The organism is Nostoc sp. GT001 (assembly GCF_030382115.1).
Taxonomy (GTDB): Bacteria; Cyanobacteriota; Cyanobacteriia; order Cyanobacteriales; family Nostocaceae; genus Nostoc.
On sequence record NZ_JAUDRJ010000003.1, the window covers coordinates 949,585 to 972,769 of the forward strand.

The following is a 23,185-nucleotide window of genomic DNA, read 5'->3' on the forward strand; positions in this document are numbered from 1 at the left end:
TGCAAGTTATTGATATTCAAAAGTATTTGCACTTTATGGTAAAAGCGATGAAATTAATTTAAGCCTTCGCTGCTAAATTTCATCTCGTCATCAGTAACGATAAATGTTCTGTAACTTTATGTGCTAAATTTTGGGCTGTTTGAGAAGTAATCAAATGGTGTTTGAACTCTGATACATGATGCCACGGATTAGCCTTGCGGTCTGGATCGGACTCGTAACGGGGGAAGAGATGCCAATGAATATGTGGCTCACCATTTCCATAACAGGCATAATTCATTTTCCAGGGATTAAAAGCGTTAACAAGAGCTTTTCCTGCCAGCATCACCTCTTGAAATAGGGCAGACTGGATACCTGGGGGAAGTTCATGCAACTCTCGAATATGTTGTTTTAGAAGGATTAGGGAATATCCGCGATGAAATTGATGATCGCCAATTACAAAGATTGAATGCTCGAATTCGTGGATAAAGTAGGGATTCTGACCGTTTTTCCAGAGTGTGACACGCTCACAGATGAGACACGGNNNTTCATGTTGTTCTGTCATGTACCCTTGTAATAATGGACAAACCGTGGTTTTGTTACTCTCCCTCAGTTGNNNTTTAGGAGAAAAGCAAACGTTTATGCTGTTTACGCCAATAGCTAGCTGTTGACAGTATAAAATAAACGGCAAATTAAGCGTGAACACCTTGGCGTAGCCCACTGTACCTCTACGGGGAAGCAAGCTACGCGTAGCGTCTGTCTACGACACACTGCGCGAATTTAGAGAAGGTATTGCCACTTCCAGATTTTAATTGTCATAGTTACTCCCAGATTATGCTAATTCTTGTTAACTTAAAAGGATGCTAATTAATGCTGAACTCCTACTGCAATACCAACGCTGTAAACGCCGACCTTTTCTAGATATCCACGGTGACAAAAGTCAGCGCGATGCTCCCAATGAGTTGCTACGGAAACTCCAACAGGACAAAATCGCTCATCAGTTGAGTGCTTTGGCACAAATGACTTATCACCAACCAGATTATTCTTATGGAAACTGGGAAAAGGCAGAGAAGGCAACTTTAGAATTGATGCAGCGTGGGGTTGAATACATCTATAAAGGAGTACTGTTAGCAAATTATTCCGAAGCAGACACTCTGCTAAGTCGTCCAGATTTACTCGTGAAACAACCAGGACAATCCCATTTTGGAGATTGGATCTATGTCCCGGCAAATATTGAACTGGGTAAGCGCCCTAAGCAAGAATATCAGGTTGTCGCTGCATTTCATGCCCAAGTTTTGGCAACAGTGCAGGGAGTTGCACCTGAAACAGCTTCGCTGATATTGCGAAGTAAAAATACAAATTATGCAGTGGATCTGTTTAAATGGATGCCACGGATGCAGCAGATTCTAGAAGAATTTATTCAAGTTTTAGAGTCACCGAATCCGCCAGAGGTGTTTATTTCTCGCCAAAAGTGCAATTTTTGCCATTGGTATAGTGAATGTTATGCGATCGCTCAATCTGAAAAACATCTCTCACTACTACCAGGTGTAACACCCCTGCGCTACACTCAACTCCAAGCCTTAGACATTAACACGCTGGAATCTCTTGCTAACACCAGTCCCAGCAGCTTAGAAAAGCTACTTGGTTTTGACACCGAAGTAGCGCCCAAATTGGTAGTGCAAGCTCAATCTGTGCTAGAAAAACGACCTTTAATTTTACCCTACCCGCTACCAACAGAAGATATTACATTCACAGCGCCCATAGAGCTTTATTTTGATATTGAAGCCCAGCCAGACTTAGATTTAGATTATCTCTTAGGAGTTTTAGTTGTTAATAGACAAGCTAATACAGAACAATTTTATTCTTTTTTAGCAGACAAACCAGAAGACGAAGAATTAGTTTGGCAGCAATTTTTGGATTTGGTTTGGCAATATCCCGAAGCGCCTATTTATCATTTTTGTGTCTACGAGTTTGATACAGTCAAACGGTTGGCAAAACTTTACGGCACTCCACACTCCTTAGTGCGTCCTGTACTGAATCGATTTGTGGATGTGTATGAACAATTAACCCAAAGTGTAGCATTGCCCGTAGAAAGCTATGCCTTGAAAGCGATCGCTCGTTGGATAGGATTTGAGTGGCGTGATAAAGAAGCCAGTGGTGCCAAGTGTATTTACTGGTACGATCAATGGTTAGAAACAGGCGATCGCACCTTACTGGAAATTATTCAACGCTACAATGAAGATGACTGCCGCGCCACCCTTAAAGTCAAAGATTGGCTTGTCAACTTTTTTCAAGATGAATATGATTTACGACTAGCTTAAATAATTTCGTATTTTCTAAAGGTTTTCAAATTCAAAATTCGTCTTGCAAAGTCTGAGTAAAGGAAACATCTGCTCAGATTTTCCCCAAGATTAAAAAAGCTTTATTTTATAAGGATTTTCAGGCTTATATCTGTCAAATTCTTTATTTAATTGATATTATTCTTAGAGACGTAAATTTGGACGTTTCTATAAATACTTATCTAATAAAAAAACTATGCAGATAATTAAAAAAATCTTCGTATTTCCAAAAATTCTTTACATTTTGATTTTAATTGTAATTATTAGCTTCATATTCGCAAACTTACCGTCAAATGGTGTTGAAGTCAGTAGTATAGAATTTATCGGAGAAGCCAACTTACCAAAAAGTCTAATCTTTCAAAACACTGAAGTTGGAGGTTTATCTGGAATTACATATAATCCAAAAAACAACCTTTATTATGCTATCTCTGATGATCGTGGACAAAAAGCTGCTGCTCGTTTCTACACCTTGAAAATCGACTTTAGTAAAGGTTCCTTACAAAAAGGTGGAATTATTCCAGTCAGCGTTACCACATTATTAAATGAAAATGGTCAAACATTTCGACCTAGTGAAACTGATACAGAAGGTATCGCATTAACTAATAAAGCAACCGTATTTGTTTCTTCTGAAGGCGATGCTGCAAAATTAATTAATCCTTTTATTAAAGAGTTCTCGCTATCTTCTGGCAGAGAAATTGCAACACTCCCTATACCAAATAAATTTTTACCAGATAAAGCTAGTCAACAAGGTATCCGCAACAATTTGGCTTTTGAAAGCCTCACAATTACACCCGATAATAAGCATCTATTCACAGCCACCGAAAATGCTCTAATTCAAGATGGTGTTGCAGCTAAACCTAATATCGGTAGCCCTTGCCGAATTTTGCAATACAACTTGCTCAACAACCAGTCAGAAAAGGAATTTCTTTACCAAACTGAACCAGTTGCACCATTTTTGAATCTGATTGGCAAATTTGCTAGTGGATTACCTGATTTACTTGCTCTCGATAATCAAGGACACTTCTTAAGTTTAGAAAGGTCTTTTACTGGTTTAGGATTTGCGATTTCCTTATTTCAGATTTCTTTAGAAGAAGCTGATGATATTCATAATATTGATAGCCTTTTAGCAGTTGACTCCAAAAATATTAAACCTGTTAAGAAAAAACTGCTGTTAGATTTGAGAAAATTAGATGTACTGCTAGACAACATCGAAGGCTTAACTCTTGGACCAAAACTACCGGATGGTCAACAATCATTAATTATTATCAGTGATAACAATTTTAACTCCCTGCAACGCACCCAAATACTGGCCTTTAAAATTAAAATTGAAAATCCACTTATTAGATTATTACGCCGTTTCATCCCAAATTTTAACCTTTAACCGTATAGAAATAAAAGTGCGTAGGCGTAGCCCGACTTCGGCAAAGCTCAGTGACCATCGTAGATATCGCAGCTTGACTTCTATTTAGTTATTTTTGATTATTCCTGTGTATTCACGGAATCTACTAAGTAACTTTATCTAGCTTATTTATAGTTTACGTGTAATTTCTCAACCGTACTCCTTAATAAATATGTTACACAATGTTTAGCAGCTTTTGCACACAGCTTAAGCATATTTACAGCATATAATTAATTTTCTCAAAGTTCAGATATTTCTGAGATTTAAATTTAATAATTAGCTAGACTGAATTAAAGTATTTTGCCAATAACATTTTTTATAAATGATTTTTATGCCAGAAAATAAAAGTGAGAGTATGGTAGGGCAAAAAGCAGAATTAGACGATTACATCGGACACTTTTTAAACAATCGCTATTTAATCAGAGATTTGATTGGCAAAGGGGGTATGGGTAGAGTTTATCTAGCAGAAGATACTGCTAAAGGCGGTATGCCGATCGCAATCAAAATCCTATCACTTAGTTTGTCAAACCAACAAATGTCTCAACGTTTTGCCAGAGAGATTTTTATTGGCGCTCAATTGGGTCGCAAAAGTAAACATATCGTTCGCATTTTAAGTTATGGAGTTACTGAGGATAAAACTCCATTTTATGTAATGGAATACCTGCAAGGAAAAAATCTCAAACAAATTCTGAAAATTCAGCCCTTAACAATATCGAAGTTTTTAGAAATTTGTAATCAAATTTGTTTGGGTTTACAATGTGCCCACCAAGGTATCAGTCTTAAAGGAGAAATTTATCCTATTGTTCACAGAGATATTAAACCAGAAAATATATTTATTGCTGAAGATACTAAAAAAGGTGAAATTGTTAAAATACTAGATTTTGGTATTGCCAAGTTTTTAACAGAGCGAAGCGGGATGACCCTAACAGATTCTTTTATTGGCAGTTTGCCTTACTGTTCTCCAGAACACATGGAAGGGCGTAAACTGCTAGATGTCCGCTCTGATATTTATAGTTTGGGAGTATTAATGTTTGAGATGCTGACAGGAAAACACCCATTTCAAACAAAAAGTAACTCCTTTGGTACTTGGTATCAAGCCCATCGCTTTCAAATGCCACCTACAGTTGAAGAAGTAAATCCGCAAGTTAAAATACCAGAAATATTAGAAAAAATATTGATGAGTTGTTTAGCTAAAGAAGTCAGCGATCGCCCTCAGAATATCAACCAAATATTAGAAGATTTAGAAAAAGTTAATGCTCAAGTTAATAATGTTATTTATAGTAACAGTACCGACATTATTAAAGTATCACTTCCAGTTCAATTAGTACCTGCAACTTTACTATCAGAAAAAGAGTGTTTGCAGAAAAATTGGCCTAAAAATAAACCAATTGCGCCAATTGGATTTCCCCATTTACTACAGACTCCTCAAAGACCTATACCAACTTTTTGGGCAATGTTGCCCAAACAAGAGATTGCAAAATTTTTGGATAAAATACATAGTACTGAATTTATTAGTAAAATGAATGTGTACCCGATGCTACTTTGGGTAACAGTACTATATGACGCTCAACCTTCTACAACTAAGTGGCTACCTTATTTTCTGGATCTAAAAGATAATAAGAGTCAAAATATAGCGCGTAGTTTAGCAGAAGTAGGCTACTATCATTTACTATTTTTTCCCTTAGAAGATCCAACTCATTGCTCTCATGTAACGACTTTAAATCTCACAGCTAAACAGCGTCAACAACTTGTAGATTGGTTAGATACTAGTCAACAGTCAAATGAATTAATTTTGCCTAGTCAAGCCAAAAATATTCTAAAAACAGAGTACGAAAAGCTGAAGTTAGATATATTACGAAACTTAGCCACACATCAAAAATCTGAGACAGAAGTTTTAAAAACTTGGATGAATAAATTTTTGGAAATGTTTTTGAAAATGCTATTACCTCGTTGAAATTCTGCTAACAAAATCAAAATGCTTGCCACCATTAACTAACAAGATTTTTATGTGTTTATTGCTAACTTTAAATGGACTCAGCATCAGAGGTGAACAAAGTGAATCAAAGCCCATTTACATCTCCAAGTAGTACGGGCTTACTTGCCAATCGTTATCAACTCAAGCAATTAATTGGCAGCGGTGGCATGGGTGAAGTTTTTTTAGCGAATGATGTTTTGTTAGGAGGTATACCAGTTGCTATCAAGTTTTTGACTCAAACTGTTGCTAATACTAAGATGCAACAAGACTTTGCTCGTGAAGCTTTAATGAGTGCAGCCTTGAGTCAAAAGAGCGTACATATAGTGCGGGCTTATGATTATGGTGTGAATGAGAAAGGAAAACCATACTATGTCATGGAATATCTATGTGGCAAGAGTTTAAAGGATTTAATTCCGCTATCTCTGCCCATGTTTTTGACTCTCGTTCGCCAAATTTGTTTGGGCTTACAGTGTGCCCATCAAGGGATTAATATTGATGGCAAAATTTGTCCGTTGGTTCATCGAGATATCAAGCCTGCCAATATATTAGTTATTCCCGATCCGATATTGGGTCAGTTAGTTAAAATTCTCGATTTTGGTATTGCCAGATTTTTGAATTATACATCAACAGCTAGTACAAGTAGCGGATTTAACGGCACTTTACCCTACTGTTCTCCAGAACAGCTAGATGGGGAAAAACTAGATAGTCGTTCTGATATTTATAGCCTGGGCGTGATGATGTTTGAAATGCTTACAGGCAAAAAACCTTGGCAACCGGAAACTGATTACTTTGGTGCTTGGTATAAAGCACATCACTTTGAAGCACCAAAAACGATCGCAGATGTTAAACCTACTCTTAAAATACCTCAAAAACTCAATAATTTAATTATGGCTTGTCTGGCTAAAAAAGTAAGCGATCGCCCTCAAAATATCGCTGAAATTTTACAAGTTTTAAATAGTTTAGAACAGTCTAATTGTCACAGTTTACCTACAAATTTTGCCTCTAACTCCGTTCTTAGCCGCCCCTTAAATTCCCCATTGCCAATCACAGTAGAACAAAGCTATCGGCAACTTTTGTGGCCTCCAAATAAACCAATTCAAGAAATTGTTTTTCCCCAGCTTCTAGACACCCCACAAGGCTCTATAACAGCGCTATGGTTAATGTTGTCTAAACAAGAAATCAAAAATTATGCGGTTTCTACCCGTTATAACCAGTTTGTCTTTGTGACATCCCCTCATCCGATGCTGTTGTGGGTAACTGTACTCTACAATCGGCAATTGGCTCCTAAGTGGCTACCCTGCTACTTAGATATGCAAAATACTCAAAATCTTAAGATGGTAGGTCTTCTGTCCGAAAATGAACAATATCCTTTGATTTTCTTTACTCTGGAAGCACCACATTCTTGTATAAAGGTTCTCAGCAGTCGCATTGAGCCAACTCAGCGGCAAATGTTGAAAACTTGGGTGCAACAGAGTCATCGTCTACCGCCAGTTTCTCAACCCCAATTGAGCAAACAGCTATTGAAGCAGCAGTATAAACAAATGCAATCCAGAATGTTGCAACATCTGGAATCAGAGCCACAAGTTGTATTATCACGGTCTTTTTAACGTATAATTCGCACCTGTGAAATACGTAATAAAAATAATTCCTAATTCCTAACTCCGAAACACTTGACAAGTAAAGAAAAAATAGTGATAATAGCAAAGTTGCCAAACAAGGGATTGTAGTTCAATTGGTTAGAGCACCGCCCTGTCAAGGCGGAAGCTGCGGGTTCGAGCCCCGTCAGTCCCGTTCTAAAAATTATGAGTAGCAAATCACCTAACTTAGGTGATATTGGATTTTGAATTACCCAAAGAGGTTGACTCAGAATTCAAAGTTTAAATATAAGCTACATTTATCATGCTTCGCGAAAGAGAGAATTAACTGTGACTGTTAGAGTCCGTATTGCGCCGAGTCCAACCGGAAATTTACATATTGGTACAGCTAGAACCGCTGTATTCAACTGGTTATTTGCCCGTCACCACGGCGGTAAATTTATACTGCGAATAGAAGATACAGATTTAGAGCGATCGCGTCCCGAATACACCGACAATATTCTTGAAGGATTGCGCTGGCTAGGACTGAACTGGGATGAAGGGCCATTTTTCCAATCCCAACGCCTGGATCTTTATAAAGAAGCAGTAGAAAAACTGCTAGCTCAAGGATTAGCCTATCGCTGCTACACTACTTCCGAAGAACTAGAGGCGCTCCGAGAAGCTCAAAAAGCCAGAGGCGAAGCACCTCGCTATGACAACCGTCACCGCAACCTCACCCCAGAACAACGCGCCGCCTTTGAAGCCGAAGGTCGCTCCTTTGTGATTCGCTTCAAAATCGAAGATGGGCGGGAAATTGTCTGGAACGATCTAGTAAGGGGAAAGATGTCTTGGCGAGGTAGCGATTTAGGTGGTGATATGGTCATCGCCCGCGCTTCAGAAGAGGGTAGCGGTCAACCTTTATACAACTTTGTCGTTGTAGTGGATGACATTGATATGCAAATCACCCATGTCATCCGGGGAGAAGACCACATCGCCAACACCGCCAAGCAAATTCTGCTGTATGAAGCAATGGGTGCAAAAATCCCAGAGTTTTCCCATACGCCATTAATTTTGAATATGGAAGGGCGCAAGCTTTCTAAGCGAGATGGCGTCACTTCCATTTCTGACTTCCAGAAAATGGGCTTTACTGCTGAAGGTTTGGTAAATTACATGACATTGCTGGGTTGGTCGCCACCAGACTCGACGCAAGAAATATTTACCTTAGAATCAGCTGCTAAAGAATTTGGCTTTGAGCGTGTAAATAAAGCAGGTGCAAAGTTTGACTGGGACAAGCTGGATTGGTTGAACAGTCAATATATTCACAAAACGCCAGTAGATAAACTCACAGATTTACTCATCCCCTTTTGGGAAGCAGCTGGCTATAAATTTGATGGTGGACGCGATCGCCCCTGGTTAGAACAGTTAGTAACTTTAATTAGTCAGAGTTTGACTCGCTTGGTAGATGGAGTAGCTCAAGGCCAATTGTTTTTTAGCGACAGAGTTGAATTTAGCGAGGAAAGCAGTACACAACTGAAGCAAGAAGGCTCGGCGGCTGTTCTTGAAGCGATTGTCACAGCTTTAGACAATCAGCCGCAACTGTCAGAAGCCGCCGCCCAGGAGATTATTAAACAAGTTGTGAAAGAACAAAAAGTCAAAAAAGGCTTAGTGATGCGATCGCTCCGAGCAGCTTTAACTGGAGATGTTCATGGCCCCGACTTGATCCAATCTTGGTTACTACTAAATCAGATTGGTTTAGATAAACCGCGCTTGAGTCGGGCTATGACGGAAGCTAAGTAGCGATTACTTCCAGATTTTAGAAATATTTCAGATTTTAGGGGCGCACAAACGTGTGCCCTTATCCATAAGGTAAAGCAACTATGGGAACAAGAAATAATTGACTAATTACTAATGAATTATCCCCAATTTCACATCTAAAATAGGTAGTCAATTCTCCTCATGTTGGGAACTTGGTGTGTAAAATTAATGTCTTCAAAAACACTTAGAAGCAAACGTAATTACAATGCCGACAACAGCGCTCAATAGAGGGATGAGATTATCGTTTATGATAGTTACGCTCTTCATCATATCGACAGTTAATGCTGCGGTTGATGCTCAGGAAGCGCCAACGATATTTGGAGATGTCACCCTTAGCCCTCAGTTTTCGCCAGACCCCCTGACAGTTCGCGGGATGAGTGGTGGTTCAATATCTGGGAGTCAAGTAGGTGGGAGAAGCGAAACAGCCACCGGCCCTTGTACCGGATTTGTGGATGAAACACCAGACCACACATTAGCGTTAACAAGTAAATTTGACTACCTAAAGTTGCAAGTGCAAAGTCCTGAAGACACCACCATAATTATCAAAGGGCCCGGTGGTACTTGGTGCAATGACGACTTTGATGGCAAAAATGCTGGCATTGTTGGTGAATGGCTACCTGGAAGTTACCAAATTTGGGTTGGTTCCTACGAAAAGGGCAAGTATCTTCCTTACACTCTAAAAATTACAGAAGTAAAGTAGGGGATTGGGCACAAGAAGCAGAGGTGCGGAGGGGCAGAGGAGCAGGGGGGAAAAGAAAAACTTACTGTAACTTCTCCCCTTCTTCCTCATCTCGCTCACTCCCCCAGAATCATTATTGAGAGCGGCTTGGACGATATGAGGAGCATTCTGGAGAAATTCTCTCTGTCTTTGCATCTCGTTGCGCTCCCTTTTCTCGTGCGATATTGTATTAAAATTAAGTTAACTTTGATTAAGATTCTTGTTGGCATCGCCATAATGCTCTAACTGCCTTATGACAGTGCATGTAAGAGATCAAATTAAACAAAATGGATTTATAAACATCCGTTTAACAGCTTAAAGTGACAGAGTGATGAACATTCGGTTACTAGAGCTAACGAGTTGTATAGGCATCTAGAGGCAAATTAAAATGAAATTCTCTTGGAAAGTCGTAGCACTCTGGACGTTGCCAGCTTTGGTAATTGGCTTTTTCTTCTGGCAAGGGGCCTTTGCAGGCGCTCCTGCCGACATGAGTAAGAATACAGCTAATACCCGCATGACTTATGGTCGCTTTCTAGAATACTTGGATGGCGATCGCGTCAGCAGTGTGGATCTGTATGAAGGCGGTAGGACAGCAATTATAGAAGCCCGCGATCCAGACCTGGAAAATCATGTCCAAAGGTGGCGTGTGGATTTGCCTATTAACGCTCCTGAGTTAATTAGCAAGCTCAAAGAAAAATCAATTAGTTTTGATGCTCACCCCATGCGGAATGATGGCGCAATTTGGGGATTGTTGGGCAATCTCATCTTTCCAGTTTTATTGATTACTGGGTTATTCTTTTTGTTCCGGCGTTCTAGCAACCTTCCCGGCGGGCCAGGTCAAGCAATGAACTTCGGCAAATCGAAAGCGCGTTTCCAAATGGAGGCGAAAACCGGCGTCAAATTTGATGATGTAGCTGGGATTGAAGAAGCTAAGGAAGAATTGCAAGAAGTTGTCACCTTCCTGAAGCAGCCAGAAAGATTTACCGCTGTAGGCGCACGGATTCCCAAGGGAGTGCTGTTAGTTGGGCCTCCTGGAACTGGTAAAACTTTACTAGCAAAAGCGATCGCAGGTGAAGCAGGTGTACCTTTCTTCAGTATTTCCGGTTCGGAATTTGTAGAAATGTTCGTTGGTGTGGGTGCATCCCGCGTCCGCGATTTGTTCAAGAAAGCTAAAGACAACGCCCCCTGTATCATCTTCATCGATGAAATCGACGCCGTTGGACGCCAACGGGGTGCTGGTATCGGTGGCGGTAACGACGAGAGAGAGCAAACCCTCAACCAATTGCTCACCGAAATGGACGGGTTTGAAGGTAACACAGGCATCATTATTATTGCTGCCACCAACCGTCCCGATGTACTAGACTCAGCCTTATTGCGTCCCGGTCGCTTTGACCGCCAAGTAACAGTCGATGCACCCGATATCAAAGGGCGTTTGGAAATCTTGCAAGTCCATGCGCGGAACAAGAAACTAGACACTAGCGTATCTTTAGATGCGATCGCTCGCCGCACTCCTGGATTCACTGGTGCTGACTTAGCCAACTTACTCAACGAAGCAGCAATTCTCACTGCGAGAAGACGTAAAGAAGCTATCACTCTCCGCGAAATTGATGATGCGGTGGATCGTGTAGTTGCAGGGATGGAAGGTACTCCTTTGGTGGACAGCAAGAGCAAGCGCTTAATTGCCTACCACGAAATTGGACACGCCTTAGTGGGGACTTTGTTAAAAGACCATGACCCAGTGCAAAAAGTTACACTTATCCCACGTGGACAAGCACAGGGTTTAACTTGGTTTACACCCAACGAAGAACAGGGATTAATTTCTCGTTCTCAGTTGAAAGCCAGAATTACTGGTGCTTTGGGTGGTCGCGCCGCTGAAGAGGTGATTTTTGGGGCTGCGGAAGTCACAACTGGCGCTGGTGGAGACTTGCAGCAACTATCGGGAATGGCCCGGCAGATGGTGACTCGGTTCGGGATGTCGGACTTAGGGCCACTGTCGTTAGAAAGCCAGCAGGGAGAAGTATTCTTGGGTCGTGATTGGACAACCCGATCTGAGTATTCCGAATCCATTGCTTCTCGCATTGATGCTCAAGTTAGAGAAATTGTTGAGCAGTGCTACGACAATGCTAAGAATATCATCCGTGACCATCGCACTGTCACCGATCGCTTAGTAGATTTGCTCATCGAAAAAGAAACCATTGACGGCGAAGAATTCCGCCAGATTGTAGCTGAGTACGCTGAAGTACCGGAGAAGCAACAGTATGTACCGCAACTGTAATAGTTGACTCTTTTCTGGCTACTATCTGGGAATGAGTAAAGTAACAAAAAATAAAATGAGGATGGTATACGCCACCCTCTTTTTTTGCAGTTTTTCAGTGTTAAAAAGCTTCTAATTTTAAAATTATCAAAATTTCTAAACGCATAAACTCTACAATAAAGCTTGTATTTTCAACTTATCTAGCGCATCTTCAGCAGCAGCTTTTTCTGCGTCTTTCTTATTCCGTCCCTTGCCTTCTCCGTAAATTTTTTCATCTACTAATACTTTGGCGATAAATTCAGGCGCGTGAGAAGGGCCTCCTACTTGTTCTGTAAAATATTTAGGGGGATTTGGAGTAACATTACGTTGCACCCATTCTTGAAAGCGATTTTTTGAGTCTACATTAGAACGAGACAAAATTATATGCTTAGGATCTACAGAATCAAATAGTGGTTCTATAATTGCGCGAACTGTTTCAATATTAGAATCATTATCTAAATAGTAAGCACCAAGAACTGCCTCAAAGGTACTACTGAGCAAATTAGGATTTTGGTAGCCTCCATCTCGAATTGCGCCTTTTCCTAACCGCATCCTAAAGTCTAAACCTACCTCCTCGGCGAACTTTGCTAATTGTTTCTCATCCACCAACGCCGAACGCCGCCGGGTTAATTCATCTTCTCCCATTTCTGCATGACGACCATAGAGATATTCGCCACTTAAAAAATTCAGCAAAGCATCACCGAGGAATTCTAAGCGTTCATTATGTTCGCCTTCTCCAGGGTTTTCATGGACATAAGAACGGTGGGTAAGTGCTTGTCGCAGAAGTTTTTCATTTTTGAAAATCAAAATTCTGTGCATTTTTACCTTATTTTATATTGTAGAAATTGACTGTTAGCCAACTTTACTAATAGTATTATCATAAAATATGAAAAAAACTCAAATAGCGGTGTCTTGGTAAAATCTATTTGAGTATAAATCTAGGTTTATCAAAGCTATTTTAGGCAGCCCGTATATCTAACTCAGTTCAATATATCTTTTTTCGTACCATGAGGGACTGGGAAAGTTTAAGGCTACGCACTGCCCAGTTTTAAAGAAATAAAGTCAACAAGCTCCTTAATAGTCATAGATGCTTTGCCATCGAATTCTTCATCGGGAATTTCAATGTCAAATTCTTCCTCCAAAGCCATTGATAGCTCTACTCCATCTAGAGGTTTCATTCCAAGCGAATTTTCTGGATAGGAACATTGGCTAAAATCTAAAACAGAGCCATAAACTGTAGTGACATGATCATATTCTTGTCCTAAAAAAATACTATCATCTAGATTTATATCTTCATACTGTATTGATAAGGTTTCCAATATTACTTTCTCAACTCTTTTCAAAATCTCTTCATGTGATAATTCAACTTTGTTATCCTGCTTGTCCGGTATTTTCATATATTTAGATAATTTTACTAAATAAAAGTCTAGTTTAACCTAAAAATTATCGTGTGCAATTTATCAATTTTAATAATCATCTATCGTATTACCTCAAAATCAGCATTTATTTATTAGAATAATATTCTATACAATAAATAATTTACGGCTTACTTTGCGCGATCGCACCATACAAAATACCCAAAATTCTTTTAATATCCTTAATATAATATTCACTCAAGTCAATCGAAACTACATTACCTTCAAGCTTGAGAAATTGCCAGATAGTGCCGATAGTAACAGCACCATATATAGCTTTTATTTGATTTCCACCTCTTTCGTTAAATAACTGAGCAGCTACCATTTCGGCAATACATTGGGCTAAACCAGACCTCAAATTCTCATTTTTACTTTCTACTAAGACAATCACCGGACTACGTACAAGCAACTGCTCCGAAGAAAGACTCAAAATAAAATCACAAAAGCCGTTTAATCCTCGCTGGCTATCAACAGTAAAATCAACTCCCGAAAAAAAGCTGATTTCATAATTAAATTTACGTCTAATTTCTAATAGAATTGGACTTATTATCATTTCACTTCGAGCTTTTTCCGAACTTATCGCTACAGCTAAATCAACATTTTCCCTAAGAATAGTAGATAATAAATCACTACATTCTTGCTCCTGGACATTTGCAAATAGTCCAGATGATTCGTGGATAACCAACCCAAAAGAATCGATAACTTCAATAAGTTTAAAATCACTATAAGCCATAAAACTTAATCCTTTGTCTTATGACTGAATCCTATAACAAAGTTTAAAAGTTCCGTTTTGGCGGAAAAACCTTAGCTAAATCAAGAGATAAATCAGGGAAGCAGGGAAAAGTTATTATCTCATCTGACAGGAAAATTCGCTTATTTGAATAACCATATCTGCCTTGATTATCCTGATATGGTTTACTGTAAGCTTCCAAATAATTATCGAATAAATTGAATATCCAATAATCAGTAATACCTGCTTGAGCATAAAGAGGGATTTTCACATCTTGGTCATAAGCTAAAGAAGAATCTGAAACCTCCATCACCAATAACACATCAGTCGGTTTAGGGTGAGAGGAGAGATAATTATCATCTCGGTTTTGAACAATCGCAAAATCCGGTTCAGGTTCGCTCTTAGGTGGTAAGGTAATCGGGGCTTGAGATTGCAAAGTTGCCCTATCTCCTACAATTTTTGGGAGTTGCTTCCACAAATTTCTTAAACAAGTTTCATGGACTGTACCTTTGGATGCCATTTCAATAATTTCCCCATTAATTAATTCAATATGGTCATCTTCATGGAAAAAGCCCAATTCTCCAAGCCTGTGGTATTCATCCAGTGTGAAGCGTTTAGTCTGAGCAATACTCATAACCTTACCTTTCTCTCATTGCCATAATCCCTATTCTAAATGTGTCAGAAATTGGTATGCTAAAGGCCGAGACTCGCTATAAAAGCAAACAATGCCTGCGCCTACTATCAACCCCACAATCACTGCTTTTCCCTTGACAGCCGTAGTCGGTCAAGAAGCAATTAAATTAGCCTTGCTTTTAGCCGCAGTTGATCCTGGTTTGGGAGGAGTGGCGATCGCAGGTCGTCGCGGTACGGCAAAATCTGTAATGGCTCGTGCTATCCACGCTCTACTACCGCCCATTGAAGTTATCAAAGGTTCAATCAGCAATTGTGACCCCAACCATCCAGAAGAATGGGACGATCAATTATTGGCGGAGTACGCAGATAAAAATATTCAAGATGTTCCCGTCGAAATCATCCCTGCGCCTTTTTTGCAAATTCCTCTAGGTATCACAGAAGACCGACTCCTAGGTTCAGTGGATGTGGAAAAGTCTGTAAAACAAGGTGATACGATTTTTCAGCCCGGTTTACTCGCTACAGCTAACCGGGGTGTACTGTACGTAGATGAAATTAATTTATTAGATGACCAAATATCAAATCAGCTTTTAACAGTATTATCTGAGGGACGCAACCAGATCGAACGGGAAGGGATTAGTTTTCAGCATCCGTGTAAATCCCTATTCATTGCCACCTACAATCCAGAAGAAGGCGGATTACGGGAGCATTTGCTAGATAGAATTGCGATCGCACTCTCTGCTGACGGTGTACTCGGCTTAGATCAAAGAGTAGAAGCAGTAGAAGTTGCGATCGCTTATTCTAAATCTCCCCAAGACTTTCTCCAACAGTACAACGAAGATTTAGACTCCCTCAAAACCCAAATCATCTTGGCGCGGGAATGGTTGAAAGAAGTAATCATCACCCACGAACAAATTGCCTACTTAGTGGATGAAGCCATTCGTGGCGGAGTTCAGGGACATCGCGCCGAGTTATTCGCCACGCGGGTTGCCAAAGCTGCTGCGGCTTTAGAGGGACGGACAACAGTTAATGCCGAAGATTTGCGCCGTGCAGTGGAATTGGTAATTGTACCACGCGCCACAGTTGTGCAGACACCACCACCAGATCAAGCACCGCCACCCCCTCCACCGCCGCCGCAACAGAATCAAGAAGAACCCCAGGACGAATCAGAAGAGGAACAAGAAGAACAAGAAGAACAAGAAGAAAATCAAGAACAAGAACCCCCCGATATCCCGGAAGAGTTTATCTTTGATCCAGAAGGGGTAATTCTTGATGACAGCGTGCTTTACTTTACTCAAACAGCGAAGCGGCAAGGTAAATCTGGTAGTCGCAGTATCATCTTTTCCGATGACAGGGGACGCTATATTAAGCCAATGTTACCCAAAGGGAAAGCGCGACGCATTGCAGTAGATGCTACCTTGAGAGCTGCGGCTCCATATCAAAAAGCACGAAGAGAAAGACAACCAGATAGAAAAGTTATTGTCGAACAGCCTGATATTCGCTCGAAACGCCTGGTACGCAAAGCCGGCGCGTTGGTAGTATTTGTGGTAGATGCTTCTGGCTCAATGGCCTTGAATCGAATGCAATCGGCTAAAGGTGCAGTGATGCAACTGTTGACTGAAGCTTATCAAAACCGCGACCAAATAGCATTAATTCCCTTCCGGGGAGAACAGGCAGAGGTATTATTACCTCCAACACGTTCTATTGCTTTGGCGCGTAACCGTTTGGAAAGGTTGCCCTGTGGTGGGGGTTCGCCTTTAGCACATGGTTTAACTCAAGCTGTGCGCGTCGGCTTAAATGCTCAGATGAGTGGAGATATTGGGCAAGTTGTCCTTGTCGCAATCACCGATGGGCGGGGTAATATTCCTTTAGCGCGTTCTTTAGGTGAACAGCTAGAACCAGGAGAAAAGCCAGATATCAAAGGAGAATTATTAGAAATTGCTGCTAGAATTCGTGCTTTAGGGATGCAACTATTAGTAATTGATACGGAAAGTAAATTTGTGTCTACAGGCTTTGCCAAGGAATTATCGCAAACAGCAGGCGGTAAATATTATCATTTGCCAAAAGCGACAGATCAAGCTATTGCTGCTATGACCAAAGGTGCGATCGCTGATTTAAAATCTCGATAATTAGTTTATTAGTTATTTGTCAGTTGCTTTTCTACCAACCACTGACCATTGACTAATGACATCAAGACCCAGTGGGCATTACCTGCGGTTGCAAATAACAAATCAAATCTTGAATTCCCTTTTGCAGATAGCGAGTTACAGTCATTGGACTAGTACCAATGTTTTTAGCAGCATCCTTGCGAGAAAGTTCCTTCAAGAATACCATTTCAACTGCCATGCGGGGTTTTTCTTCCAACATATTGATTGCACCTTGGAGTTGTTGGCGTTCTTCTTCTTGTTGCAGAAGCACATGAGAACGAGGACAAGGAAGTGCTTCACCCAAGGTTATTTGGCAATCAACATAGTTAACTGCGGTTGCATCTAAACTCAAAGGCATCCGGTTTTGAGCCGCTAATTTGGTTTCTTGCCATTCTTGCACAGATACCCGGAGTTGGCTGGCAATTTCAGCATCCTTGGGCTGACGACCTAAAGACATTGCCAAGTCCTTGCGAATCTTTTGCCCTTCATTGTATAATTCTTGCCAACGACGGGGAATTTTTAATAGAGTACTGCGATCGCGCAAAAAGTGCAGCATTTCACCGCGAATATATGGCACTGCAAAGGAACTAAAAGCATATCCTTGGCTAGGGTCGAAACGCTCAATAGCCCTAATCAAACCAAAATACCCAATTTGTTCTAAATCTTCATAAGGTTCATTACATTGATGGCTGAATTTATGAGCCATCTTCCGTACTAAGCCAGTATGTAACTGTACAAGTTTATTACGAAGTTTAATAGAAGGATTCTGGTGGTACAAGTGCAATAATTCTATACCATCAGTTCGTAAAGAGGACTCACTTGTTGCCATATACATTCCCTTGTTGTAACTCCTATTGCTGAGAAAATGGAGTTGCGTATATTTTCTTCTAAGCTGTTATTATTTTGCTGAGTCAGGGAAGAATAAGCCATCGTCGTTTCACTGAACTTGTTAGGGGTCTAACTCCACAATTCAGTATTTGTACGCATGATTTTGCGAACCCCTCTGTTGCAGGTTATTTTTGTTTTTTACATAACTCTTGAATGGCACATAATCTTTAGCTTTTGCAACGAAAACTAGCTATTTATGCTGAAAAATGCATGACTGACTTAATACTTATCTGTCATATTGAGTGCAATTTGATCGGCACTGAATTAATTGCAAATTTATCGAAACAGAATTCAGGGGTCAGGAGTCAGAATTCAGTATGAATTCTGTAGGAGTGGCGGATAGCGTAGCGGTAGCGAGTCCACGTTCGCTTTTAGCGTCTCGTAGAGAGCGTCTTGATTCTGAATTCTGACTTCTGAATTCTGACTCCTGAATTCTGACTCCTGACTCCTGACTCCTGAATTCTGACTTCTTCTTCAAATATTGGTAAGAATAGTAATAAGCAGAACGTTTTCCTAAACAACAGTTTTTCAATATGAGCAATACCAGTAATTTTCGTGAAGCTATCCGTGAGGCTAAGTCTCATGCCCTCGTTGGCCCAAATGTGATTGCCAACGCTCTCCCCTACGTTGGTGGTGGATTGGTGCTAACAGCATTAGGAACCTACGGTGGTTTGGGAGTTATCCGTACTAACCCCGAAATATTCTTTCCCACCTTCATTGGTGCAGTGATTTTGGAGTTAATTTTGTTCTTTGTTGCCCAAAATATTGCCCAAAAAGGTAATAAGGGTCTTGCACTACCCCTGTTGGCAACCTACAGCCTCTTATCTGGATATACTCTCAGTGGCTTGGTATTTGTCGCCTTGAGATCCCAAGGTGTTGGCATTCAAGGCATTGGGTTGGCTGCCCTTGGTTGTGGTGTCACCTTTATTGCTGCCCGTCAAATAGGTTCAAATCTTTCTGAACAAGATGGGATGGCTTTGACGAAAACCATCAATCTTGGTGTAATTGCCTTGCTTGTTGTGTGCCTTGCCCAATTCGGATTTGCTATGTTTGGTGTTTACACGCCAAATTGGTTAGAAATCGCCATCTCCGGTTTAGGAGTATTCCTATTTGTTGGGGTTTCTGTTGTCGATTTCTACATCTTGCCCCGCACTTACAGCGATGATCAATATCTGCCTGCTGCTTTGTCAATGTACCTTACTTACATCAACTTGTTCGTCTTTATCTTGCGGTTACTAATTGCGATTAATGGCCGCGATTAAGTGTCTGTAGACACTAACAAAAGATAAAGTTTTATAAAGTAAAAACCGTGGTTAAATTTTTAGCAACCACGGTTTTTTTCATCACAAAGAGAAAGCCTTAGCTATTCTCAAGAGTAAATTGTTTGCGATGCCTACGGCTGGCTACGCCTACGCACTAGCCCAAGGTGTCCAGCTTGACGAAATTCAACCCCGACAGATAAAATCCCTATCCAACAAACTCATCCGGGAATACATCTTGCATCCTTACACCAAGGTGAAAGATTTACGTACCAATGTAGAAACACTTGCTGCGACAGAGGTATTAGACGGTAAGATTGATTTATTCATCAAAGCCTATCTGCAACAGTTAAATCAAACTACTTCAGCGAATAAAGAAGCGCTTGATAATTTCAAGTAAATTTTGTAACTTATACAAGTAGTGCTGAAAAAACCTGCCCAACTACAGCTAAAATCAAGAAATATCAGTAGAATAAAGAGCAATTTTTTAATCCAAAGCGCTCTATCTCTCATTAAGCAAGCNATTATGGATGTCCTAGAACTCAAACGCGAAATCGAAACGTTGTCNNNCCGCCTGGGNNNAACCCAGGACTATCTTTGACGTACCTGCACNNNCAGCCAAAATTCAAGACCTCGAAAAAATATCTGCTCAACCAGAATTTTGGAATGAGCAAACCCAAGCCCAACAAACGCTACAAGAACTCAACGATCTCAAAGCCCATCTTCAGCAATACGATCAGCTGGCACGCCAATTTAGAAGATACTAAGGCAGTTGTTGAGTTGTTGGAGTTAGAAACTGATGAGGCACTACTCCAAGAAGCAGAATCTACTATCACTAAGCTGAATCGTGACCTTGACCAGTGGGAGTTACAACAGTTACTTTCTGGTCCCTATGATGCAGAGGGTGCTGTACTGACGATTAGTGCTGGTGCTGGTGGCACAGATGCTCAAGACTGGGCATTTATGCTGATGCGGATGTATACCCGTTGGGGCGAAGCTCACGGCTATAAGGTAACTTTAGCTGAAGAGTCGGAGGGTGATGAAGCCGGAATTAAATCGGCAACCCTAGAAATTACTGGTCGCTATGCTTATGGTTACTTGCGTTCAGAAATGGGTACACATCGCTTAGTGCGGATTTCACCTTTTAATGCCAACGGTAAGCGCCAAACCAGTTTTGCAGGGGTGGAAGTAATGCCGCAGATTGATAACTCTGTGCAATTGGATATTCCAGACAAGGATTTGGAAATCACCACAACTCGCTCAGGTGGTAAAGGCGGGCAGAATGTCAACAAAGTAGAAACTGCGGTGCGGATTGTTCACCTTCCCACGGGTCTTGCTGTGCGCTGTACAGAAGAGCGATCGCAGCTGCAAAATAAAGAAAAAGCTCTAAATCGCCTCAAAGCAAAACTGTTGGTCATAGCTAAAGAGCAACGTGCCCAAGAAATTGCCGAAATTCGTGGCGATATGGTGGAAGCCTCCTGGGGAAACCAAATCCGTAACTATGTGTTTCACCCTTATCAAATGGTGAAAGATTTACGTACAAACACGGAAACAACGGCGATTGGTGATGTGATGAATGGCGAACTTGATACATTCATCCAAGCTTATCTGCGCCAAGAAAATAAACTAGTAGAAAACACTCTGGCATAGAGGTACTAGTTGCATAAGACCGCGATTACTAAGGCGTTTCACTGAGAAACGCCTTAGCAATATATTGGCGATCGCAATTCTATCCCAGACCAACTGTTACAGTTATAAAAGAGTCGGTAGACAAATAACTATGAGCAACTCACCTTCAACAGAACCTCAACCTAGCTACGTCAAACTCGCCATGCGAAACATGGTGCGGAAGGGTGGAACTTCCCTAAAGCATTTTGGATTGACTGCTGTAGGGCTTTTAGCTCTACTTGTTGGTCTTGCTTACCTCACTCATTAACGACAAATTGTAAACCTCAGACAAGGAGACTGTGTGCCCCTGAGAGTTGAACTATATGTAGAGGAGTATTTTTATGAGTTGTCCCCGACAACATCTGTAAAAATTGACGAGACTGAGAACCGAATTACCCCTGAAACTTGGGAAAACTGGTTTAATCACTGGTTGGAAATACTTCAGCCTCAGATTCCACCAGCGCCAAGTTATGAAATCGGACTGCGTTTGACAGATGATTCGCAAATTCAAGAACTGAATGCTCAATATCGTCAGCAAAATAAGCCGACAGATGTTTTAGCCTTTGCAGCTTTAGAGGTTGATTTTCCTCAAAGCAAAGAAATGCTTGCCTCTGTCCCATTATATTTAGGTGACATTATTGTGTCTGTAGATACAGCACAACGCCAAGCTCAACAACAGGAACATAGCTTGCCAACCGAGCTAGCGTGGTTAGCTGCTCACGGTTTATTACATCTGTTGGGCTGGGATCATCCTGATGAAAAAAGTTTGGAGCGAATGTTAAAACAGCAAGTGATATTGCTGAATACAATCGGTATTGCTATTGACATGGAATAGCAGTAGCTTATGTATGCCTTAATGTCAATTTTGGGTAATACTTTTATAATACTTCTGTGGAAAATTGCCTAAAGATTGCCTCAAAGTTAATTCTGCCATTAAGATCGGCGAATATTCCCACTGTAGCAACTCTGTTCTTGTGTTTTTAAGTCTATGTCCCAAAAAATTTCTCCATCACCAACGCCTACCTCGTTACAAACACTGGTGTCTAACGAACGGGAATTCTCCTGGAAAGTAGCCTCTAATTTATTTGTTAGTTTTAAATATGCCTGGGCTGGAATCAGCTATAGTTTTCAAACTCAACGTAATTTTCGCATCCATGTAAGTGTTTGTGCAATGGCGATCGCTTTAAGCGTTTTTTTGCATCTGCAAGCGGTAGAAATCGCGGTAATTGGTATAACTAGTGGTTTAGTTTTGGCATTAGAGTTACTAAATACAGCGATCGAGTCTGTTGTGGACTTAACCGTTAAGCAGACATACCATGATTTGGCAAAAATTGCTAAAGATTGTGCAGCTGGTGCAGTGCTTGTCTCTGCTTTCGTAGCGATGTTAGTAGCAGGTACGCTATTGCTTCCTCCTCTGTTAACGTTAATTATATCGGCTTTGTAGAGGTAATTTGCGTCGGCGAGCATTTATCGCAAGTATCGCTAAGTGAGTCATTAAGAGAATCACACTTTGTCCGAATTCCCTTTGTAGAATATATTCAAAATTTAAGTCGTGCGATGTCTACGACGGGCTAAGCGTACGCGCCAAGCATCCTGGCTAAAGGATTACTTGGTAATCTTTAAAAAGTGGTCGCAGAGTAGCCGCTTTATATTTACGCGTCCACGTCAGCGTTATTTTTACACCTAACAAACAGCATGAGATACTTGTCTATGCTTTTTACAACTGATGAGTGGTAAAAACCAGGAGTGATGAACTTTGATTATAGTTATCGACAATTACGACAGTTTTACCTATAATCTAGTGCAATATCTGGGAGAATTGGCAGCAGAATTCCCAGTGGCAGATGATATTAAAGTTTTTCGTAACGACAAGATATCCATAGATGAGATTCGAGCATTAAAGCCGGAAGCTGTGGTTATTTCTCCTGGNACTGGTCGCCCGGAAGATGCTGGCATTTCCCTAGAGTTGATTAAACAGCTAGGTCAAGAGTTGCCAATCTTGGGTGTCTGTTTGGGACATCAAAGCATTGGTCAAGTGTTCGGTGGTAAAATAATTTCTGCTCCAGAGTTGATGCATGGCAAAACCTCTCAGGTGTCTCACACTGGAGTGGGAGTTTTCCGGGGATTAGAAAATCCTCTAATTGCCACCAGGTATCATAGTTTGGTAATCGAACGTGAGACTTGCCCAGATGTGTTAGAAATCACCGCTTGGGTTGAAGATAACACCATTATGGGAGTGCGACACCGGAACTATCCTCACATTCAGGGCGTCCAGTTTCACCCAGAGAGTGTCCTGACATCTTCAGGAAAACAGTTATTGCGAAATTTTCTGGAACAGTTACAGTCAAGAGCATAATTA

General features: G+C 40.8%; 21 protein-coding genes and 1 tRNA gene. 16 read left to right on the forward strand and 6 right to left on the reverse strand.

Translation table 11 applies throughout. The annotated features are described in order from the left end of the window. Positions 1-79: 79 nt before the first annotated feature. Positions 80-541 carry an HIT family protein gene (locus QUD05_RS07010; protein WP_289795439.1) on the reverse strand — a complete coding sequence of 154 codons (462 nt, stop codon included), beginning with the start codon at positions 539-541 and terminating at the stop codon, positions 80-82. A 295-nt stretch (positions 542-836) separates the two neighbouring features. On the opposite strand from QUD05_RS07010, the gene QUD05_RS07015 reads away from it, so the two are divergent. The 8 genes from QUD05_RS07015 (at position 837) to ftsH2 (ending at position 12,071) form a co-directional block, all read left to right on the forward strand. Further along, positions 837-2,297 (forward strand): TM0106 family RecB-like putative nuclease, encoded by a 1,461-nt coding sequence (locus QUD05_RS07015; protein WP_289795440.1) that lies wholly within the window; start codon positions 837-839, stop codon positions 2,295-2,297. Between the two features lie 214 nt (positions 2,298-2,511). Further along, positions 2,512-3,696 carry an esterase-like activity of phytase family protein gene (locus QUD05_RS07020; protein WP_289795441.1) on the forward strand — a complete coding sequence of 395 codons (1,185 nt, stop codon included), beginning with the start codon at positions 2,512-2,514 and terminating at the stop codon, positions 3,694-3,696. Between the two features lie 373 nt (positions 3,697-4,069). Then, complete coding sequence (locus QUD05_RS07025; protein ID WP_289799904.1) at positions 4,070-5,668, forward strand: serine/threonine protein kinase; 1,599 nt, start codon at positions 4,070-4,072, stop codon at positions 5,666-5,668. Positions 5,669-5,769: 101 nt separating this feature from the next. Continuing rightward, entirely contained in the window at positions 5,770-7,296 is a 1,527-nt protein-coding gene (locus tag QUD05_RS07030; protein WP_289795442.1) for a serine/threonine protein kinase, read from the forward strand. Between the two features lie 110 nt (positions 7,297-7,406). Next, a tRNA-Asp gene (locus QUD05_RS07035) sits at positions 7,407-7,480 on the forward strand. Between the two features lie 134 nt (positions 7,481-7,614). Then, positions 7,615-9,060, forward strand: coding sequence for a glutamate--tRNA ligase (gene gltX / locus QUD05_RS07040; RefSeq protein ID WP_289795443.1), 1,446 nt, complete (start codon positions 7,615-7,617; stop codon positions 9,058-9,060). A gap of 223 nt (positions 9,061-9,283) precedes the next feature. Continuing rightward, positions 9,284-9,778 carry a hypothetical protein gene (locus QUD05_RS07045; protein WP_289795444.1) on the forward strand — a complete coding sequence of 165 codons (495 nt, stop codon included), beginning with the start codon at positions 9,284-9,286 and terminating at the stop codon, positions 9,776-9,778. Between the two features lie 406 nt (positions 9,779-10,184). Continuing rightward, positions 10,185-12,071: an ATP-dependent zinc metalloprotease FtsH2 gene (gene ftsH2, locus QUD05_RS07050; RefSeq protein ID WP_289795445.1), complete on the forward strand. Its 1,887-nt coding sequence runs from the start codon at positions 10,185-10,187 to the stop codon at positions 12,069-12,071. 150 nt (positions 12,072-12,221) lie between these two features. On the opposite strand, the gene rnc is transcribed toward ftsH2, so the two are convergent. The 4 genes from rnc to QUD05_RS07070 form a co-directional block, all read right to left on the reverse strand. Next, complete coding sequence (gene rnc / locus QUD05_RS07055; RefSeq protein ID WP_289795446.1) at positions 12,222-12,908, reverse strand: ribonuclease III; 687 nt, start codon at positions 12,906-12,908, stop codon at positions 12,222-12,224. A 212-nt stretch (positions 12,909-13,120) separates the two neighbouring features. Further along, entirely contained in the window at positions 13,121-13,486 is a 366-nt protein-coding gene (locus QUD05_RS07060) for an acyl carrier protein (protein ID WP_289795447.1), read from the reverse strand. 142 nt (positions 13,487-13,628) lie between these two features. Then, the gene (locus QUD05_RS07065) at positions 13,629-14,237 is read right to left on the reverse strand and encodes a hypothetical protein (RefSeq protein ID WP_289795448.1); all 609 of its coding nucleotides are present in this window, start codon (positions 14,235-14,237) and stop codon (positions 13,629-13,631) included. Positions 14,238-14,280: 43 nt separating this feature from the next. Further along, positions 14,281-14,868: a Uma2 family endonuclease gene (locus tag QUD05_RS07070; RefSeq protein WP_289795449.1), complete on the reverse strand. Its 588-nt coding sequence runs from the start codon at positions 14,866-14,868 to the stop codon at positions 14,281-14,283. 91 nt (positions 14,869-14,959) lie between these two features. On the opposite strand from QUD05_RS07070, the gene bchD reads away from it, so the two are divergent. Then, positions 14,960-16,993 carry a magnesium chelatase ATPase subunit D gene (gene bchD / locus QUD05_RS07075; protein WP_289795450.1) on the forward strand — a complete coding sequence of 678 codons (2,034 nt, stop codon included), beginning with the start codon at positions 14,960-14,962 and terminating at the stop codon, positions 16,991-16,993. A gap of 61 nt (positions 16,994-17,054) precedes the next feature. On the opposite strand, the gene QUD05_RS07080 is transcribed toward bchD, so the two are convergent. Continuing rightward, positions 17,055-17,840 carry an RNA polymerase sigma factor SigF gene (locus QUD05_RS07080; protein WP_069069688.1) on the reverse strand — a complete coding sequence of 262 codons (786 nt, stop codon included), beginning with the start codon at positions 17,838-17,840 and terminating at the stop codon, positions 17,055-17,057. 592 nt (positions 17,841-18,432) lie between these two features. On the opposite strand from QUD05_RS07080, the gene QUD05_RS07085 reads away from it, so the two are divergent. The 7 genes from QUD05_RS07085 to QUD05_RS07115 all read left to right on the forward strand — a co-directional run bounded on the left by QUD05_RS07085 (position 18,433) and on the right by QUD05_RS07115 (position 23,182). Then, positions 18,433-19,161: a Bax inhibitor-1/YccA family protein gene (locus QUD05_RS07085; RefSeq protein ID WP_289795451.1), complete on the forward strand. Its 729-nt coding sequence runs from the start codon at positions 18,433-18,435 to the stop codon at positions 19,159-19,161. Between the two features lie 127 nt (positions 19,162-19,288). Then, positions 19,289-19,558 (forward strand): hypothetical protein, encoded by a 270-nt coding sequence (locus tag QUD05_RS07090; protein WP_289800142.1) that lies wholly within the window; start codon positions 19,289-19,291, stop codon positions 19,556-19,558. Between the two features lie 266 nt (positions 19,559-19,824). Beyond that, a complete protein-coding gene (gene prfB, locus QUD05_RS07095) occupies positions 19,825-20,808 on the forward strand; it encodes a peptide chain release factor 2 (protein ID WP_289795452.1) in 984 nt (327 codons plus the stop codon). 130 nt (positions 20,809-20,938) lie between these two features. Next, a complete protein-coding gene (locus QUD05_RS07100) occupies positions 20,939-21,094 on the forward strand; it encodes a DUF3285 domain-containing protein (protein WP_094350437.1) in 156 nt (51 codons plus the stop codon). A gap of 39 nt (positions 21,095-21,133) precedes the next feature. Continuing rightward, positions 21,134-21,661 (forward strand): rRNA maturation RNase YbeY, encoded by a 528-nt coding sequence (ybeY, locus tag QUD05_RS07105; protein WP_289799905.1) that lies wholly within the window; start codon positions 21,134-21,136, stop codon positions 21,659-21,661. Between the two features lie 153 nt (positions 21,662-21,814). After that, complete coding sequence (locus tag QUD05_RS07110) at positions 21,815-22,270, forward strand: diacylglycerol kinase family protein (protein ID WP_289795453.1); 456 nt, start codon at positions 21,815-21,817, stop codon at positions 22,268-22,270. Between the two features lie 312 nt (positions 22,271-22,582). Then, positions 22,583-23,182, forward strand: a complete 600-nt coding sequence (locus QUD05_RS07115; protein WP_289795454.1) for an anthranilate synthase component II — start codon at positions 22,583-22,585, stop codon at positions 23,180-23,182. The last annotated feature ends 3 nt before the right edge of the window (positions 23,183-23,185 follow it).

What these genes read in the sequence shown, in the direction of transcription:
- QUD05_RS07015 (WP_289795440.1), top strand. Translation starts at nt 837, where the DNA reads ATGCTAATTAATGCTGAACTCCTACTGCAATACCAACGCTGTAAACGC.
- QUD05_RS07020 (WP_289795441.1), top strand. Translation starts at nt 2,512, where the DNA reads ATGCAGATAATTAAAAAAATCTTCGTATTTCCAAAAATTCTTTACATT.
- QUD05_RS07025 (WP_289799904.1), top strand. Translation starts at nt 4,070, where the DNA reads ATGGTAGGGCAAAAAGCAGAATTAGACGATTACATCGGACACTTTTTA.
- QUD05_RS07045 (WP_289795444.1), top strand. Translation starts at nt 9,284, where the DNA reads ATGCCGACAACAGCGCTCAATAGAGGGATGAGATTATCGTTTATGATA.
- ftsH2 (WP_289795445.1), top strand. Translation starts at nt 10,185, where the DNA reads ATGAAATTCTCTTGGAAAGTCGTAGCACTCTGGACGTTGCCAGCTTTG.
- rnc (WP_289795446.1), bottom strand. Translation starts at nt 12,908, where the DNA reads ATGCACAGAATTTTGATTTTCAAAAATGAAAAACTTCTGCGACAAGCA.
- QUD05_RS07060 (WP_289795447.1), bottom strand. Translation starts at nt 13,486, where the DNA reads ATGAAAATACCGGACAAGCAGGATAACAAAGTTGAATTATCACATGAA.
- QUD05_RS07065 (WP_289795448.1), bottom strand. Translation starts at nt 14,237, where the DNA reads ATGGCTTATAGTGATTTTAAACTTATTGAAGTTATCGATTCTTTTGGG.
- QUD05_RS07070 (WP_289795449.1), bottom strand. Translation starts at nt 14,868, where the DNA reads ATGAGTATTGCTCAGACTAAACGCTTCACACTGGATGAATACCACAGG.
- bchD (WP_289795450.1), top strand. Translation starts at nt 14,960, where the DNA reads ATGCCTGCGCCTACTATCAACCCCACAATCACTGCTTTTCCCTTGACA.
- QUD05_RS07080 (WP_069069688.1), bottom strand. Translation starts at nt 17,840, where the DNA reads ATGGCAACAAGTGAGTCCTCTTTACGAACTGATGGTATAGAATTATTG.
- QUD05_RS07085 (WP_289795451.1), top strand. Translation starts at nt 18,433, where the DNA reads ATGAGCAATACCAGTAATTTTCGTGAAGCTATCCGTGAGGCTAAGTCT.
- QUD05_RS07090 (WP_289800142.1), top strand. Translation starts at nt 19,289, where the DNA reads ATGCCTACGGCTGGCTACGCCTACGCACTAGCCCAAGGTGTCCAGCTT.
- prfB (WP_289795452.1), top strand. Translation starts at nt 19,825, where the DNA reads ATGAGCAAACCCAAGCCCAACAAACGCTACAAGAACTCAACGATCTCA.
- QUD05_RS07100 (WP_094350437.1), top strand. Translation starts at nt 20,939, where the DNA reads ATGAGCAACTCACCTTCAACAGAACCTCAACCTAGCTACGTCAAACTC.
- QUD05_RS07110 (WP_289795453.1), top strand. Translation starts at nt 21,815, where the DNA reads ATGTCCCAAAAAATTTCTCCATCACCAACGCCTACCTCGTTACAAACA.